The sequence below is a fragment of the Micromonospora sp. MH33 genome, from assembly GCF_003013775.1.
Taxonomy (GTDB): Bacteria; Actinomycetota; Actinomycetes; order Mycobacteriales; family Micromonosporaceae; genus Micromonospora; species Micromonospora fulviviridis.
The window spans coordinates 1-13,490 of record NZ_MUYZ01000187.1; the positions used below are offsets into that span (position 1 = coordinate 1).

General features: G+C 75.2%; 16 protein-coding genes and 3 pseudogenes. 11 read left to right on the top strand and 8 right to left on the bottom strand.

Annotated elements, in window-relative coordinates; translation table 11 throughout:
- Positions 1-456 (top strand): annotated as a pseudogene (locus B0E53_RS24160) (glycoside hydrolase family 3 protein); the annotation flags it as partial.
- A 39-nt stretch (positions 457-495) separates the two neighbouring features.
- Here B0E53_RS24160 and B0E53_RS24165 read toward each other — a convergent pair.
- Together B0E53_RS24165 and B0E53_RS24170 are read right to left on the bottom strand one after the other, a co-directional pair.
- A complete protein-coding gene (locus tag B0E53_RS24165) occupies positions 496-783 on the bottom strand; it encodes a GNAT family N-acetyltransferase (protein WP_107078150.1) in 288 nt (95 codons plus the stop codon).
- Positions 780-2,006: a cysteine desulfurase-like protein gene (locus tag B0E53_RS24170; protein WP_107078151.1), complete on the bottom strand. Its 1,227-nt coding sequence runs from the start codon at positions 2,004-2,006 to the stop codon at positions 780-782. The genes B0E53_RS24165 and B0E53_RS24170 overlap by 4 nt, the downstream gene beginning before the upstream one ends.
- 74 nt (positions 2,007-2,080) lie before the next feature.
- Here B0E53_RS24170 and B0E53_RS24175 point away from each other — a divergent pair, with 74 nt between their 5' ends.
- The 7 genes from B0E53_RS24175 (at position 2,081) to B0E53_RS24205 (ending at position 6,442) form a co-directional block, all read left to right on the top strand.
- Positions 2,081-2,446 carry a hypothetical protein gene (locus B0E53_RS24175; RefSeq protein WP_091310087.1) on the top strand — a complete coding sequence of 122 codons (366 nt, stop codon included), beginning with the start codon at positions 2,081-2,083 and terminating at the stop codon, positions 2,444-2,446.
- A gap of 63 nt (positions 2,447-2,509) precedes the next feature.
- Complete coding sequence (locus B0E53_RS24180; RefSeq protein WP_107078152.1) at positions 2,510-3,331, top strand: DUF1206 domain-containing protein; 822 nt, start codon at positions 2,510-2,512, stop codon at positions 3,329-3,331.
- Between the two features lie 78 nt (positions 3,332-3,409).
- Complete coding sequence (locus B0E53_RS24185; protein WP_107078153.1) at positions 3,410-4,606, top strand: mechanosensitive ion channel domain-containing protein; 1,197 nt, start codon at positions 3,410-3,412, stop codon at positions 4,604-4,606.
- A gap of 302 nt (positions 4,607-4,908) precedes the next feature.
- The gene (locus B0E53_RS24190; protein ID WP_091310076.1) at positions 4,909-5,343 is read left to right on the top strand and encodes a phage holin family protein; all 435 of its coding nucleotides are present in this window, start codon (positions 4,909-4,911) and stop codon (positions 5,341-5,343) included.
- Positions 5,340-5,681 carry a DUF3618 domain-containing protein gene (locus tag B0E53_RS24195; protein ID WP_107078154.1) on the top strand — a complete coding sequence of 114 codons (342 nt, stop codon included), beginning with the start codon at positions 5,340-5,342 and terminating at the stop codon, positions 5,679-5,681. The genes B0E53_RS24190 and B0E53_RS24195 overlap by 4 nt, the downstream gene beginning before the upstream one ends.
- Entirely contained in the window at positions 5,678-5,950 is a 273-nt protein-coding gene (locus B0E53_RS24200; protein WP_091310068.1) for a DUF4235 domain-containing protein, read from the top strand. The genes B0E53_RS24195 and B0E53_RS24200 overlap by 4 nt, the downstream gene beginning before the upstream one ends.
- A gap of 288 nt (positions 5,951-6,238) precedes the next feature.
- Positions 6,239-6,442, top strand: a complete 204-nt coding sequence (locus B0E53_RS24205) for a cold-shock protein (RefSeq protein WP_088962828.1) — start codon at positions 6,239-6,241, stop codon at positions 6,440-6,442.
- A gap of 92 nt (positions 6,443-6,534) precedes the next feature.
- Here the strand turns inward: B0E53_RS24205 and B0E53_RS24210 are convergent, their stop codons facing one another.
- Both B0E53_RS24210 and B0E53_RS24215 read right to left on the bottom strand, forming a co-directional pair.
- Complete coding sequence (locus B0E53_RS24210; RefSeq protein ID WP_107078155.1) at positions 6,535-6,732, bottom strand: hypothetical protein; 198 nt, start codon at positions 6,730-6,732, stop codon at positions 6,535-6,537.
- A 91-nt stretch (positions 6,733-6,823) separates the two neighbouring features.
- Positions 6,824-7,729, bottom strand: a pseudogene (locus B0E53_RS24215) (aldo/keto reductase).
- 84 nt (positions 7,730-7,813) lie between these two features.
- Between B0E53_RS24215 and B0E53_RS24220 the strand changes: the two are divergent.
- A complete protein-coding gene (locus B0E53_RS24220; RefSeq protein ID WP_107078156.1) occupies positions 7,814-8,641 on the top strand; it encodes a trans-aconitate 2-methyltransferase in 828 nt (275 codons plus the stop codon).
- The gene (locus B0E53_RS24225) at positions 8,638-9,663 is read left to right on the top strand and encodes an adenosine deaminase (protein ID WP_107078157.1); all 1,026 of its coding nucleotides are present in this window, start codon (positions 8,638-8,640) and stop codon (positions 9,661-9,663) included. The genes B0E53_RS24220 and B0E53_RS24225 overlap by 4 nt, the downstream gene beginning before the upstream one ends.
- Here the strand turns inward: B0E53_RS24225 and B0E53_RS24230 are convergent.
- From B0E53_RS24230 to B0E53_RS24240, 3 genes are all read right to left on the bottom strand, one after another.
- Positions 9,620-9,895: a hypothetical protein gene (locus B0E53_RS24230; protein WP_107078158.1), complete on the bottom strand. Its 276-nt coding sequence runs from the start codon at positions 9,893-9,895 to the stop codon at positions 9,620-9,622. The genes B0E53_RS24225 and B0E53_RS24230 overlap by 44 nt on opposite strands.
- Before the next feature lie 236 nt (positions 9,896-10,131).
- Complete coding sequence (locus tag B0E53_RS24235) at positions 10,132-11,520, bottom strand: HAMP domain-containing sensor histidine kinase (RefSeq protein WP_107078159.1); 1,389 nt, start codon at positions 11,518-11,520, stop codon at positions 10,132-10,134.
- A 29-nt stretch (positions 11,521-11,549) separates the two neighbouring features.
- Complete coding sequence (locus tag B0E53_RS24240) at positions 11,550-12,239, bottom strand: response regulator transcription factor (RefSeq protein WP_089155714.1); 690 nt, start codon at positions 12,237-12,239, stop codon at positions 11,550-11,552.
- A gap of 73 nt (positions 12,240-12,312) precedes the next feature.
- Here B0E53_RS24240 and B0E53_RS24245 point away from each other — a divergent pair, with 73 nt between their 5' ends.
- Entirely contained in the window at positions 12,313-13,239 is a 927-nt protein-coding gene (locus tag B0E53_RS24245; RefSeq protein WP_107078160.1) for an ADP-ribosylglycohydrolase family protein, read from the top strand.
- A gap of 56 nt (positions 13,240-13,295) precedes the next feature.
- Here the strand turns inward: B0E53_RS24245 and B0E53_RS24250 are convergent.
- Positions 13,296-13,490: pseudogene (locus tag B0E53_RS24250) on the bottom strand (nuclear export factor GLE1); the annotation flags it as partial.

Consider the following 13,490-nt stretch of genomic DNA (forward strand, 5'->3'; position numbering starts at 1 on the left):
GACGCCGGCTCGGCGATCGGGCTGGCCGCCGCCCGCCGGGCGTTGCGGGTGGTCGCCACCACGGGCGGGCTGCTGCCACTGACCGGCCCGGCGCACGTGGTGGAGTTCGCCCCGCCGCGCAACATCGCCATCGGCGAGGAGACCCCGTGGGGGATCGCCGCGCCCCTGGCCGCCCTGGCGCCCGGCACCACGACCGCCCGGTACGCCCGGGAGGAGGTCCCCGCCGACCCGTCCGCCGGCACGGCCGGCCGTCCGCTGGTGCTGGTGGTGCGGGACCTGCACCGGCACGACTGGATGCGCGACGCGGTGTCCCGCGCCCTGGCCACCCGCCCCGACGCGGTGGTGGTCGAGCTGGGCGTGCCCGAGCTGGTCACCGGCGCGGTGCACGTGGCCACCCACGGCGCGACCCGGGCCACCGCCGTCGCCGCCGCCGAACTGCTCGCCGGCGCCCGCTGACCCGACCCGGACCGGGTCGGGTCGGCCGGCCCGCCCCGGTCAGGGCTCGGGGATCACCAGGTCGGCGTAGTCGGGGTGGCGCTGGATGAACGCGGCCATGAACGGGCACTTCACCACGATCCGGCCGCCGCGCTCGCGGATCTGGTCGAGCGTGCCCCGGATCAGCGCCGAGCCCACCCCCATGTTCTGGAAGCGGTCGTCCACCTCGGTGTGCGTGAAGACCAGCACCTCCCCGCGCGGCACGTACGCGGTGAACCCGGCCAGCGCGTCGTCGACCAGGATCTCGAAGCGGTGCTTCGCGGGGTTCTCCTCGACCAGGAAGCTCACCGGGCCATTCTCTCCCCGGTGGCCGCCAGCCGGTCCAGTTCGGCCAGCAAGCGGTCCACCTCCTCGACGGTGTTGTAGTGGTAGACGCTGGCCCGGACCGCGCCGCCGCTGTCCCGCAGGCCCATCGTCCGGAAGTACTCGTAGGCGTAGTAGTCGCCGGAGGAGAGGCAGACACCGGCCGCGCCCAGCGCCGCGGCGGTCTCCGCCGGGGTCGACCCGTCCACCCGGAACGACACCGTGGGGCAGCGCCGGGCCGGCGAGCCGTACACGGTGACGAACGGGCGGGCGGTCAGCCCGGAGAGCAGCCGCTCGAAGACGACCTCCTCGTGCGCCTGGGCGGCGGCCAGCCCGGCCCGGACCCGGTCCCGGCGGCTGCCGGCCGCGGTCGGGTCGAGGGTGGCCAGGTGGTCCACCGCCGCGGCCACCCCGGCCAGCAGCGGGAAGCTCGGCGTGCCGTACTCGAACCGGTCCGGGACCGCGTCGGAGGAGGGGAGCAGCTTCGCCGGGCGCAGCGACGCCCACCGGGCCGGGTCGGCGGCCATCGCGGCGAGGTGCGGCCCGGACCACTTGTACGCGCTGGTCACCAGGAAGTCCGCGCCGAGCGAGGCCAGGTCGGTGGGGCCGTGCGGCACCGCGTGGACCCCGTCCACGCAGACCAGCGCGCCGGCCGCGTGCGCGGTCTTGGCGATCGCCGCCACGTCCGGCGCGGTGCCGATGGCGTTGCTGCCGGCGGTCACCGCGACCAGCCGGGTGCGCTCGGTGACCAGGTCGGCGTACTGGCCGGCGGGCAGCTCGCCGGTCGCCGGGTCGAACTCGGCCCAGCGCACCGTCGCCCCGGCGGCCTCGGCCGCCTGCACCCACGGCCGGACGTTGGCGTCGTGGTCCAGCCGGGAGACCACCACCTCGTCGCCCGGCCCCCAGCCCGCGCCGAGCGTCCGGGCCAGGGTGTATGTCAGCGCCGTGGCGCTCGGCCCGAGCACCACCCCGCCGGGCTCCGCGCCGAGCAGGTCGGCCACCGCGGCCCGCGCCGCCGCGACCAGGTCCAGCGACCGCCGGCCCGGCACGAATGCGGTGCTCCGGTTGCCGGTGGCGGCGGTCATGGCGGCGCTGACCGCCTCGATCACCGGCCGGGCGGTCTGGGTGCCGCCGGCGCCGTCGAAGTGGGCGAAGCCCTCGGCCAGGGCGGGGTAGGCGGCCCGGGTGCGGGCGATGTCGAAGGGCATGCCGGGACCCTAACCCGCCCCGGACCGATCACCGCCGGGTGGCGGTGTGGCCGTCGTCTCGTACCCTTGGCCGGGTGACGAACCGACGCGTTTCCCCCTCGCCGACCCCCCTCCGCCGGGCCGCCGGCCTGTTCGCCGGCCTCGCCCTCGGCGTCGCGCTGCTGGCCGGATGCAGCTCGGAGAACGCCTCCACCGACTGCGGCCTGGACGCCTGCACGGTCACCTTCGACCGCGGCGTCGAGGCCAGCGCCACCATCCTCGGCGTCGAGGCGAAACTGGTCGGGGCCGAGGGCGACCAGGTCACCGTGGAGGTGGCCGGTGAGCAGCTCTCGCTCACCGTCGGCCAGCAGGCCGCCCAGGCCGGCGGCTTCTCGGTGACCCTGGACAGCGTCACCGACCAGCAGGTCGTCATCCGGGTGGCACGCGACCCGAACAGCTGATCGGCCGGGCCGGGCGGCGGCGGCCGACGTTTGGAAATCTTCGCACCGGGAGATTGAGGCGCCATGTCTCTCACCCGGAACGCCGGAGCCACCGCCGCCCAGGCCGCGAACAGCAGGTGGCTCGAACTGTTGACCCGGGCCGGTTTCCTCGGCTACGGGATCGTGCACCTCCTCTTCGCCTGGCTGGCCCTGCAGATCGCCTTCGGCAAGTCGGGGGAGGAGGGCAACCAGAACGGCGCCCTGCGCACCCTCGGCGCCCAGCCGATGGGCAAGTTCCTGCTGGTCGCCGTCGCCGTGGGGCTCTTCGCCATGGCCATCTGGCAGGCGTTCGAGGCGGTCATCGGCCACCGCTTCCTGCGGGGCAGGGAGCAGCTCTTCGAGCGGATCGCCTCCGTCGTGCGGGTGATCGTCTTCGTCTGGCTGGGCTGGACGGCCATCAAGGTCGTCCAGGACGCCAGCGCCAACGCCTCGGACCAGCAGCAGCAGTTCTCCGAGAAGCTCATGGCCTCCGACGGCGGCCGGTGGCTGGTCGGGCTGGCCGGGCTGGTGCTCGCCGCGGTCGGCATCGGCATGGTGATCTACGGGCTCAAGAAGAAGTTCGAGCGCAACCTCAAGACCGGCGAGATGAGCCCGAAGACGCACACCCTGACCCGCCGCCTCGGCATGGCCGGGTACGCCGCCCGGGGGGCGGTCTTCGCCCTCGCCGGCCTGCTGATCGTGGTGGCCGCCGTGAAGTACGACCCGGAGAAGGCCCGCGGCCTGGACGCCGCGCTGCGTACCCTCCGCGACCAGTCGTACGGGCCGGTGCTGCTGGCGCTGATGGCGCTCGGCATCGCCGCCTTCGGCGTCTACTGCTTCCTCCAGTCGCGCTATCGCCGGGTGTGATCCTGGTCGATACGCGGTAGTGCCGGGCACCATTGGGCCTTTGCCCGATTCAGGCCGGCCGGAGGGAGATGGAGAAACGTGCATACCTACCTCGTGACCGCCGCCGCCGCGCTCGCCGCGGCGGCGGTCGCGTTGTTGCTGGTCGAGGTGGTGCACCGGGCCACCCGCCGGCTCGGCCGGCGCTCGCTGCTGATGACCGAGCTGACCGACCATTCGCACCGCTCGTTCCAGGTGGCCGCGACCGTGCTCGCCGTGCAGCTCGCGGTCCGGTTCACCACCCTGTACGCGGTGGGCAGCCCCTGGCGGCAGTTGGTCCTGCACGCCCTGGTGCTCGCCCTGATCGCCGCCGCCGCCTGGCTGGTGGCCTCGCTGCTGGTGGTGGCGGAGGACACCGCCCTGGCCCGCTTCCGGGTGGACGTGCCGAACAACCGGCACGCCCGGCGGGTGCGTACCCAGGTGGTGCTGCTGCGCCGGCTGACCATCGCGGTGATCGTGGTGCTCGCCCTGGGCGTGATGCTGATGACCTTCCCCGCCGTCCGCGGCATCGGCGCCGGCGTGCTGACCAGCGCCGGTGTGGTCGGTGTGGTCGCCGCGCTGGCCGCGCAGAGCCTGCTGGGCAACGTCTTCGCCGGACTCCAGCTCGCCTTCAGCGACGCGGTACGCCTCGACGACGTGGTGGTGGTCGAGGGGGAGTGGGGCCGGATCGAGGAGCTGACGCTCAGCTACGTGGTGGTGCAGATCTGGGACGACCGCCGGCTGATCCTGCCCACCTCCTACTTCACCAGCACCCCCTTCCAGAACTGGACCCGGACCGAGGCGGCCGTGCTGGGCACCGCCGAGTTCGACCTGGACTGGGCCATCCCGGTGCAGGCCATGCGGGAGGAGCTGCGCCGGCTCTGTGAGGGCACCGAACTCTGGGACGGCCGGGTCTGCGTGCTCCAGGTGACCGACGCCACCGGCGGCCTGGTCAAGGTCCGGGCCCTGGTCAGCGCCGCCGACGCCGGCAGCCTGTGGGACCTGCGCTGCCTGGTCCGCGAGCATCTGGTCGCCTGGGTACGCGACCAGCGCCCAACCGCCCTGCCCCGGCTGCGGGCCGAGGTGGGCGACACCGCCGGCTCGCCGGCCTGGCAGGCGGTGCAGCCGCGCCGGCCGGTCGGCCGGCTGCCCGACACCGAGGTCCCCGACGACGCGCGGGTGTTCGGCGGCAGCGACGACGGCGAGGCCCGCAGCGAGGTGTTCGTCGGCCGCGAGGAGCACGCCGACGCCCGCCGCTGACCGGCGTACCCGAGCCCCCGGCCGCCCGCGCGGCGCCGGGGGCTCCGCGCGTCCTCCCCCCTCGTGACCTCGGCCCGGCCGGCCCGTTGCACCTGCCGGATGCCGGTTGATTCGCGGCTTGTCGGGCCGGCTGCGTTTGATCGGCCCGTTCCGGGGGACCTGCTGCGCACGCCCCGGTTCCGGCCGCCGTCCGGCGGCCGGGCGAGAAGGTGGTGCGCGGCCGGGCCGACCGGCCGCTCCGCGCAGGATTGACGGGCGGCGACTCCGGGCATACAGCGCGGTGATGATGAAAGGAGGACAGCATGGCTGACGTCGCGAGTCGCAGCACGTCCCGGACCGGGAACGAGCCGTCCACCGCGGAACTGGTGCAGCGGGCCACCGAACAGGTCACCCGCCTGGTGCGGGACGAGTTGGCGCTGGCCCGGGCGGAACTGACCCAGAAGGGCAAGCACGCCGGGATCGGGATCGGTCTGTTCGGCGGCGGCGGGGTGATGGCCCTCTACGGCGCCGGCGCGCTGGTCGCCACGGTGATCCTGCTGCTGGACCTGGTCATGCCGGCCTGGCTGGCGGCGCTGATCGTGGCGGTCGCGCTGTTCCTGCTCGCCGGGATCCTGGCGCTCGTCGGCAAGAAGCAGGTCAGCCGTGCCGTCCCGCCGGTGCCGGAGGCGACGGTCCGCAGCGTCCGGGCGGACGTCGACACCGTCACCGCCGCGGTGAAGGACGGGAGGCGGGGATGACCGGCAACGGAACCGGGGACGTGGCGGCGCTCCGGGAGGAGATCCGCCGGACCCGGGTGGAGCTGGGTGAGACGATGGAGCTGCTCGCCGCGCGGGCCGACGTCAAGACCCTGGTCCGGCATTCCGCCGACCAGGCGAAGGCGCGGTTGCGGCAGCAGGCGGCGCTGACCGTTGCCCGGGTGCGCGGGCAGGCGGCGGAGAAGGCCCGGCGGGTCCGGGCGCAGGCTTACGAGAAGGGTGGGGCGGTCGGGCGCAATCCGGTGCCGTGGGCGGCCGTGGCGGCCGGTGCCGTGGCCACCGCGGTGGTGCTGCTGATCGTCCGGGGGAGGCGCAGGTGAGAAGGGGCATCGGACGGGCGGCCTACAAGCCGGCCGGCGTGCTGATGGGTCTGGCCGCCGGTACGGTCGCCGGGGTCATCTTCCGGCAGGTCTGGAAGATGACGGCGGGCGACGGCGAGGCGCCCAGCGCCACCGACGAGGACCGCGGCTGGGGCGAGATCCTGGCCGCCGCGGCGTTGCAGGGCGCGATCTTCGCGGTCGTCCGGGCCGCCGTCGACCGGGGCGGGGCGGTCGGCGTACGGCGGCTCACCGGCCACTGGCCTGACTGATTCCATACGCACGAAAAGCCCCTTTCCGCCTCCGTGGACAGGGGCCTTTCGCATGGTCCGCCCGGCCCGGCCAGTGGATCTGCCGCAACCGTCAGGTCACATGTCGGAGAATTTCGTCGGGTAGGCTGTGCAGAGTTTTTGCGTACGTGGTTTGCTGTCTCACGCTGTTGAGAGACGCGTGGGTTGAGAGAAGTCTCCTTCACCGGGGGCCGCCTCAGGCACCGCTGCTCGAAAACGGCCAATCGGCCGCACGGCGTGCTCGGCCGCCAGTTTTAGAAGGAGATACACATGGCGCAGGGAACCGTGAAGTGGTTCAACGCTGACAAGGGCTTCGGCTTCATCACCGTCGACGGCGGGGGTGCTGACGTGTTCGTCCACTTCTCGGCCATCCAGTCCAGCGGCTACCGGTCGCTGGAGGAGAACCAGCGGGTGGAGTTCGAGATCGCCCAGGGTCAGAAGGGTCCGCAGGCCGAGCAGGTCCGCCCCATCTGAGCTGACGGAGCACCGGCCGCGCCGGCCGGTGCGTGAGCCCCGCGTCCCTTCCCGGGAGGCGGGGCTTTCCGCATTGTGGACGCCTCCGCGCCTCAGCCGCGCCGGCGGCGGGCCCGCATGCCGAACCAGAGCGCGACGAGTCCGATGAGGACGAGCACCGGGCCGACGGCCGCCCAGATCCGCTGGTCGGTCAGCACGCTGCCCTCGACGTAGCCCAGCCCCGACACGGTCCACAGGGCACCGAGCACGACGGCGAGCAGTCCCACGGTGAGCCGGAACCAGCCTCTCATCGTTCTCCCTCCGACGACGCGCGTCCGGCTCCAGCATGCCCGCGGGCGCCGGCCCGCGGCGACGCCGCGCCGGCGGGCCGCCGGTCCGGGTTCACCACCGGTCGTGCACCTGCGGCCGGATCAGCTCGTCGTAGGCGGCCCGGACGGCGGCCACCTCCACCTCGGTGAGCGGCGGCAGGGCGGCCGCGGCGGCGTTGCGGCGGGCCTTCCCCGGGGGGCGGGCGCCCGGGCTGGCCACGGTGAGGCCCGGCTGGTCCGGGGTTCAGCGGCGGGGGGACTGGGCCGACGGCCCGACGTCGAAGGACTCGCCGTGCCGGTTGAAGGTGCGGTGGTCGTCCGCCGGGAAGGTGGTGTGCTCGTCGTACCGGCCGGAGAGCAGGCCGCTCGCGAGGGGCACCCGGGCGATGATGCCCACCCCGGCCTTCGCGGCCTCGGGCAGCACCCGCTCCAGGGGCTTGTGCCGCACCGCGTTGAGGATGATCTGCACGCTGGCCACGCCGGGGCGGGCGATCGCGGTGAGCGCCTGGTCGCAGGTCTCGACGCTGACCCCGTAGCCGGCGACGCGCTCCTCGGCGACCAGGGTGTCCAGGGCGTCGAAGACCCGGTCGTCGGCGAAGACCGCGCTGGGCGGGCAGTGCAGCTGCACCAGGTCGAGGGTGTCCACGCCGAGGTTGGCCCGGGACCGGTCGGTCCAGGCCCGGAAGTTGTCCAGGGTGTACGCCTCCGGCGCCTGCGGCACCCGCCGGCCCATCTTGGTGGCCACGGTCAGCCGGTGCCCGGGGTGCTCGCGCAGGAACCGGCCGATCAGCTGCTCGCTGCGGCCGTCGCCGTACACGTCGGCGGTGTCCAGGAAGGTGACCCCGGAGTCGACCGCGGCGTTCAGCACGTCGAGGGCGGCGCTCTCGCTGACCTCGCCCCAGTCCGCGCCGAGTTGCCAGGCGCCGAGCCCGATGATGCCGACGTGCCGGCCGAGCCGGTCGAAGCTGCGCTGTTCCACCCGGTCCAGCCTAGTGAGCCGCTTGCCCGGGCGCCCGTCGGGCCGTACCGTCTAGCAAGACGTACGTACGGTTTGGAGGCTGTCATGTGGGACCCGAGCACCTACCTGCGCTACGGCGACGAGCGCTCCCGGCCCTTCCACGACCTGCTGGCCCGGGTCCCGGCGGAGCGGCCACGCGCGGTCGTCGACCTGGGCTGCGGCCCGGGCACCCTCACCGCGACCCTCGCCGGCCGCTGGCCGGAGAGCCGGATCGCCGGCCTGGACTCCTCCGCCGAGATGATCGCGCGGGCGCGCGCCCTGGCGCGGGTCGGCAGCCTGGCCGGGGCCGGCGTCCTGGCCGAGCCGGTCTCCTTCGCGGTCGGGGACGTGCGCGACTGGCGTCCGGAGCCCGACGTCGACGTGGTCGTGTGCAACGCGGTGCTCCAGTGGGTGCCCGGCCATCAGGAGCTGCTCACCCGCTGGGCCGCCGCGCTGCCGGCCGGCGCCTGGCTGGCGTTCCAGGTGCCGGGGAACTTCGCCGCCCCGTCGCACCGGGCGCTGCGCGAGGTCGCCGGGCGGGACCGGTGGCGGGACACCCTCGCCCCGCTGCTGCGCGAGGCGCCCGTCGACGACCCGGTCGACTACGCCGCCCTGCTGGTCGGTGCCGGCTGCGCCGTCGACGCCTGGGAGACTACCTACGTGCACCTGCTCCCGGCCGCCGGCGCCGACCATCCGGTGCTGGCCTGGATGGAGGGGACGGCGCTGCGCCCGGTCCGCGCCGCGCTCGACGCCGCCGGCTGGGCCGACTTCCGCGCCGAGCTGGGGGTACGCCTCGCCGAGGCGTACCCGGTGCGGCAGGGTCAGGTGTACTTCCCGTTCCGCCGGATCTTCGTGGTGGCCCGCACCGGCGCCCGCGCAGAGGAGAACCCGTGACCGACCTGCCCACCTTCATCGCCGGACTGCCCAAGGTGGAGCTGCACGTGCACCACGTCGGCTCCGCCTCGCCCCGGATCGTGGCCGAGCTGGCCGCCCGGCACGAGGGACGCAGCCCCGTCCCGGCCGACCCGGAGGCGCTCGCCGACTACTTCGCGTTCCGCGACTTCGCCCACTTCATCGAGGTCTACCTCAGCGTGGTGGACCTGATCCGGGACGCCGACGACGTCTGGCTGCTCACCCACGAGGTGGCCCGGGAACTGGCCCGCCAGCAGGTCCGCTACGCCGAGCTGACCGTCACGCCGTACTCCCACGTGCACCGCGGGATCCCGGCGCCGGCGTTCTGCGAGGCGATCGAGGACGCCCGCAAGCGGGCCGAGGCCGACTTCGGCATCGCGCTGCGCTGGTGCTTCGACATCCCCGGCGAGGCCGGCCTGCCGGCCGCCGAGGAGACCCTGCGGATCGCCCTCGACGAGCGGCCGGACGGGCTGATCAGCTTCGGCCTGGGCGGCCCGGAGATCGGGGTGCCGCGGCCGCAGTTCAAGCCGTACTTCGACCAGGCCCGCGCGGCCGGGCTGCGCTCGGTGCCGCACGCCGGCGAGACCACCGGCCCGGAGACCGTCTGGGACGCGCTGCGCGAGCTGGGCGCCGAGCGGATCGGCCACGGCATCTCCGCCGCGCTCGACCCGGCGCTGCTGGCCCACCTGGCCGAGCGGCGGATCCCGCTGGAGGTCTGCCCCACCTCCAACGTCCGGACCCGGGCGGTGGCGACCATCGAGGAGCACCCGCTGCCGCAGCTCGTCGAGGCCGGCGTGCTGGTCAGCGTCAACTCCGACGACCCGCCCATGTTCGGCACCACGCTCAACGACGAGTACGCCGTGGCGGCCCGGCTGCTGAACCTCGACCCGGCCGGGGTGGCCGCGCTGGCCCGCGACGCGGTGACCGCCGCGTTCCTGGAGCCGGGGGAGCGGGCCCGGATCAGCGGCGAGATCGACGCGTACGCGGCGGCCGCGACGCGCTGACCGGACGGGACGGCACCGGCCGCCGGGACACCCGCAGCGGCCGGCGTCGCCCGGCCAGGGCCAGCCCGAACCCGGCCACCGCGGCCACCACCACGGCGGCAGCGGGCAGGCCGCCCGCGGAGCGGCCCGGGCCGTCCGCGTGCACGGGGTCCTGCCAGGCGGCGAGCGTGAGGGCGACACCCAGACCGATCACGGTGGCCCAGCGGAGCAGGCGGCTGACGGTCGGCGTCATCACGGTCACCTCACGCCCAGGGTGCGGCTCGACGGGGGAAGTGGCGCGCGGCGGGAGCGAGGTGTGGGGGGACCGAACTCCCGCCGCGCGCACGGCTCCGCCGACCGGAGGTCTTACGGGGCGTCCCGGCCGACGGAACTGATGGGTTCGGTCCTGATCCTGACAGCCCGGACCGCTGTTGCGGCCGTCGTTAACCCACTCCTAAGGAGAACTTGCGGCGGCCCACAGCCACCGGCTCAGCGCGGGCGCGGCCAGCGGCGGCCGGCCCGCGGCTCCCGGGCGTCCCGCGTCATCCGGCCCACCAGGCCGAACCGGTTGACCTGTCGGGGCGTCGCCTCCGGATCGGCCAGCAGCATCACCACGCTGGCCCCGCCGAGCCGGGCCCGGTCGATGCTCACCGAGCCGTTGGCCTGCAACGCGACCCGCTTGGCGATGTCCAGCCCCAGCCCGGTGGAGCCCTGGTCGCTGGCGCCCCGGCGCAGCGCCCGGTCGGGGTCGGGGATGCCCGGGCCGGCGTCGTCGATCCGGATCGCCACCCAGCCGTCCCGCCGGCTCACCGCCACCTCGAACGCGGTGCCCTGCGGCGTGTAGCGGAAGACGTTGCCGATCACCGCGTCCAGCGCGGCGGCCAGCTCGGCCCGGGGCACCGGCGCCGGGATCCGCAGCTGCGCCCCGACCACCCGGTGCGGCCGGTTCTGGTCGCCGGCCAGCGCCGACCAGAAGACCATCCGGTCCCGGACCACCTCGCTGACGTCGCAGGTCGCCGGGCCGGTCTCCTGGCTGACCGCCTTGCGGGTGGTCTTGATCAGCTGGTCGACCTCGCCCTCCAGCGTGACGATGGCCTGCCGGATCCGCCGGATGCCGCGGCGGCGGTCCAGCTCCGCCTCGCTGAACGTGCCGATGCTGGTGTCGTCGGACTCCAGCGCCTCGGCGTCCAGCCGCAGCGCGGTCAGCGGCGTCCGCAGCCGGTGCGACAGGTCGGCGACGAGTTCCCGCTCGTCGGCGCGGAGCGCGACCAGCCGCTCGGCCATCCGGTTGAACGCGTGCCCGGCCTCGGCCAGCTCCCGCGGACCGGTCGGCTCGACCCGGACGCCCAGCTCGCCGTCGCCGACCGCGAGGGCCGCCTTCACCAGCTCGCCGGTGGCGTCGGCGGCCCGGGCGGCCACCCGGTCGACCACGATCACCGCGGCCCCGACCAGCGCCACCGCCACCGCGAGCAGCAGCAGCCACCGCCCGCCGGCGCCTTCGTCGAGCACCTCGTCGGGGATGAAGACCTCCACCACGGCGACCCGGTCGCCGAGCACCACCGGGTCCAGCCGGAGCGCGCCGCCGGACACGTCGGTGACCACCGACCGCCGCTCGGCGGCGGCCCGGTCCAGCGCCGCCGCGTCAGCGCGGCCCGCGCCCTCGTCGGTGCCGATCCCGTGTACGACGGGCCGCAGCGCCGGGTCGTCGCCGCTGGCCGTCACGGCCCGCCGGACGGTCTCCGGGTCGGTGCTGACCGCGAGCGCCCCGGTGACCAGCGCGCTGCGCCGGGCCGCGTCGGCCAGCTTCTCCTCCCGCGCCTGGTCGGACAGGGTGATCCCGAGCGGGACGAGGAAGGCGAGCGCGACGAGGCTGCACATGCCGGCCGTGAGCCAGGCCAGCGCCGGCCTCAGTCCGGCGCCACCAGCCGGAAGCCGACCCCCCGCACGGTGCGCAGGTAGCGCGGCTTCGCCGCGGACTCGCCCATTTTGCGGCGCAGCCAGTACAGGTGAACGTCGATGGTCTGGTCCTCGCCGACCGAGGGCTGCCGCCATACCTCCTCCAAGAGTTCCCGCCGGGACACTACCCGGCCGGGACGTGCGGCGAGATACGCCAGCAGGTCGAATTCCTTGCGGGTGAGGGCCAGGGGCTCGCCGTCCAGCACCGCGCTGCGCTCGCCCACGTCCACCCGGAGGCCGCCGACCGTGTGCACGGCCGGCTGGACGGTACGGCTGGCCCGGCCGGCCCGGCGCAGCACGGTGGTGATCCGGGCGTCCAGGTGGGCGCCGGTGAACGGCTTGACCATGTAGTCGTCGGCGCCCGCGCGCAGCAGCCGGACCACCGACTGCTCGTCGTCCCGCGCGGTGGCGATGATGATCGGCACGTCGGTGATCCCGCGCAGCATCCGCAGCGCGTCGGAGCCGTCCAGGTCGGGCAGGCCCAGGTCGAGCACCACCAGGTCGGGGGTCTCGGCGGCCACCCGGCGCAGCGCGTCCAGCGCCGTGCCGACGGCGTGCACCGCGTGTCCCCGGTCGGTGAGGGAGCGCAGCATCGCACCGCGTACGACGTGATCGTCTTCGACCAGGAGGACGGTTGCCACGTCAGCACCGTACTCGGCGTGGCAAGTTGATCGCGTTGCGGCACTCCCCGGAACCGGGCAAGCTGGGACGACGATGACGTTCACTCTCTTCCCCGACACCCGCCTCACGCTCGCCCGCGACGCGCTGGCCGGCCTGTCGGTCGGCGACGCCCTCGGCGCGCGGTTCTTCGTCCCGGGCCGGGCCGTCGCCGCCTGGGCGGACGCGCTCCCGCCCGGCCCGTGGCCGTGGAGCGACGACACCGAGATGGCCTGCTCGGTGCTCACCGTGCTGGCCGCGCACGGCCGGGTCGACCGGGACGCCCTCGCGCTCGCCTTCGCGGCGCACTACGACCCGGCCCGCCGCTACGGCGCCGGCGCCGTGGAACTGCTCGAACTGATCCGCGCCGGCACGCCGTGGCCGGTGGCCGCCGCGTCCGCGTTCGACGGGCAGGGCTCCTGCGGCAACGGCGCGGCCATGCGGGTCGCCCCGCTCGGCGCCTGGTACGCCGACTCCATCCGGCGGGCCGCCGCCCAGGCCCGCGCCTCGGCCGAGGTGACCCACGCCCACCCGGAGGGCATCGCCGGGGCGGTCGCGGTGGCGGTGGCCGCCTCGCTGGCCGCCCGGGCCCGGCTCGACGGGGACCGGCCCGATCCGGCCCGACTGCTCGCCGTGGTGGCCGGAGCGCTGGACCCGGCCGGCGAGGTGCACCGGGGCGTACGCCGGGCCGCCGCGCTGCGCGGCCACCCGGCCGGCGAGGTGGCCGAGGCGCTCGGCAACGGTTCCCGGGTGACCGCCCAGGACACCGTCCCGTTCTGCCTCTGGGTCACCGCCACCCACCTGCACGACTACCCGGCCGCGATCCGCGCCTGCGTCGAGGCGGGCGGGGACGTGGACACCACGGCGGCGATCGTCGGCGGCGTGGTGGCCGCCCACACCGGGGTCGGCACCCCGGGCGGCGTCCCGGACGGCTGGCTGGCCGCCCGCGAACCCCTCCCGGCCTGGCTCACCGCCCCCGCCTGACCCGCTACGGCGATCTTGCACTTGCGGCCCTGCCGCGACCGCCGCGGGCGGAGCGCTCAGCGGGAGGCCGTGGGGGTCAGGGGTGCGGTTTCGGTGGTGGCGGGGCGGGGCTCGGCAGAGCCGTCGCCGGCGGGGGTGAGGTCGCCGCCGGTCGGCGCGGGGGAGTCGGGCGGGAGCGTGCTGCTGCGGCGGCTGAGCAGCCAGCCGAGCGCCGCGCCGCCGCCCAGCCCGGCGAGCAGCCCGCCGCCCAG

Bases quoted from the DNA above. Each gene is read 5' to 3' on its own strand.
- B0E53_RS24170 (WP_107078151.1), bottom strand. From the start codon at position 2,006: ATGCCCTTCGACATCGCCCGCACCCGGGCCGCCTACCCCGCCCTGGCC.
- B0E53_RS24180 (WP_107078152.1), top strand. From the start codon at position 2,510: ATGTCTCTCACCCGGAACGCCGGAGCCACCGCCGCCCAGGCCGCGAAC.
- B0E53_RS24190 (WP_091310076.1), top strand. From the start codon at position 4,909: ATGGCTGACGTCGCGAGTCGCAGCACGTCCCGGACCGGGAACGAGCCG.
- B0E53_RS24195 (WP_107078154.1), top strand. From the start codon at position 5,340: ATGACCGGCAACGGAACCGGGGACGTGGCGGCGCTCCGGGAGGAGATC.
- B0E53_RS24205 (WP_088962828.1), top strand. From the start codon at position 6,239: ATGGCGCAGGGAACCGTGAAGTGGTTCAACGCTGACAAGGGCTTCGGC.
- B0E53_RS24210 (WP_107078155.1), bottom strand. From the start codon at position 6,732: ATGAGAGGCTGGTTCCGGCTCACCGTGGGACTGCTCGCCGTCGTGCTC.
- B0E53_RS24220 (WP_107078156.1), top strand. From the start codon at position 7,814: ATGTGGGACCCGAGCACCTACCTGCGCTACGGCGACGAGCGCTCCCGG.
- B0E53_RS24230 (WP_107078158.1), bottom strand. From the start codon at position 9,895: ATGACGCCGACCGTCAGCCGCCTGCTCCGCTGGGCCACCGTGATCGGT.
- B0E53_RS24235 (WP_107078159.1), bottom strand. From the start codon at position 11,520: ATGTGCAGCCTCGTCGCGCTCGCCTTCCTCGTCCCGCTCGGGATCACC.
- B0E53_RS24245 (WP_107078160.1), top strand. From the start codon at position 12,313: ATGACGTTCACTCTCTTCCCCGACACCCGCCTCACGCTCGCCCGCGAC.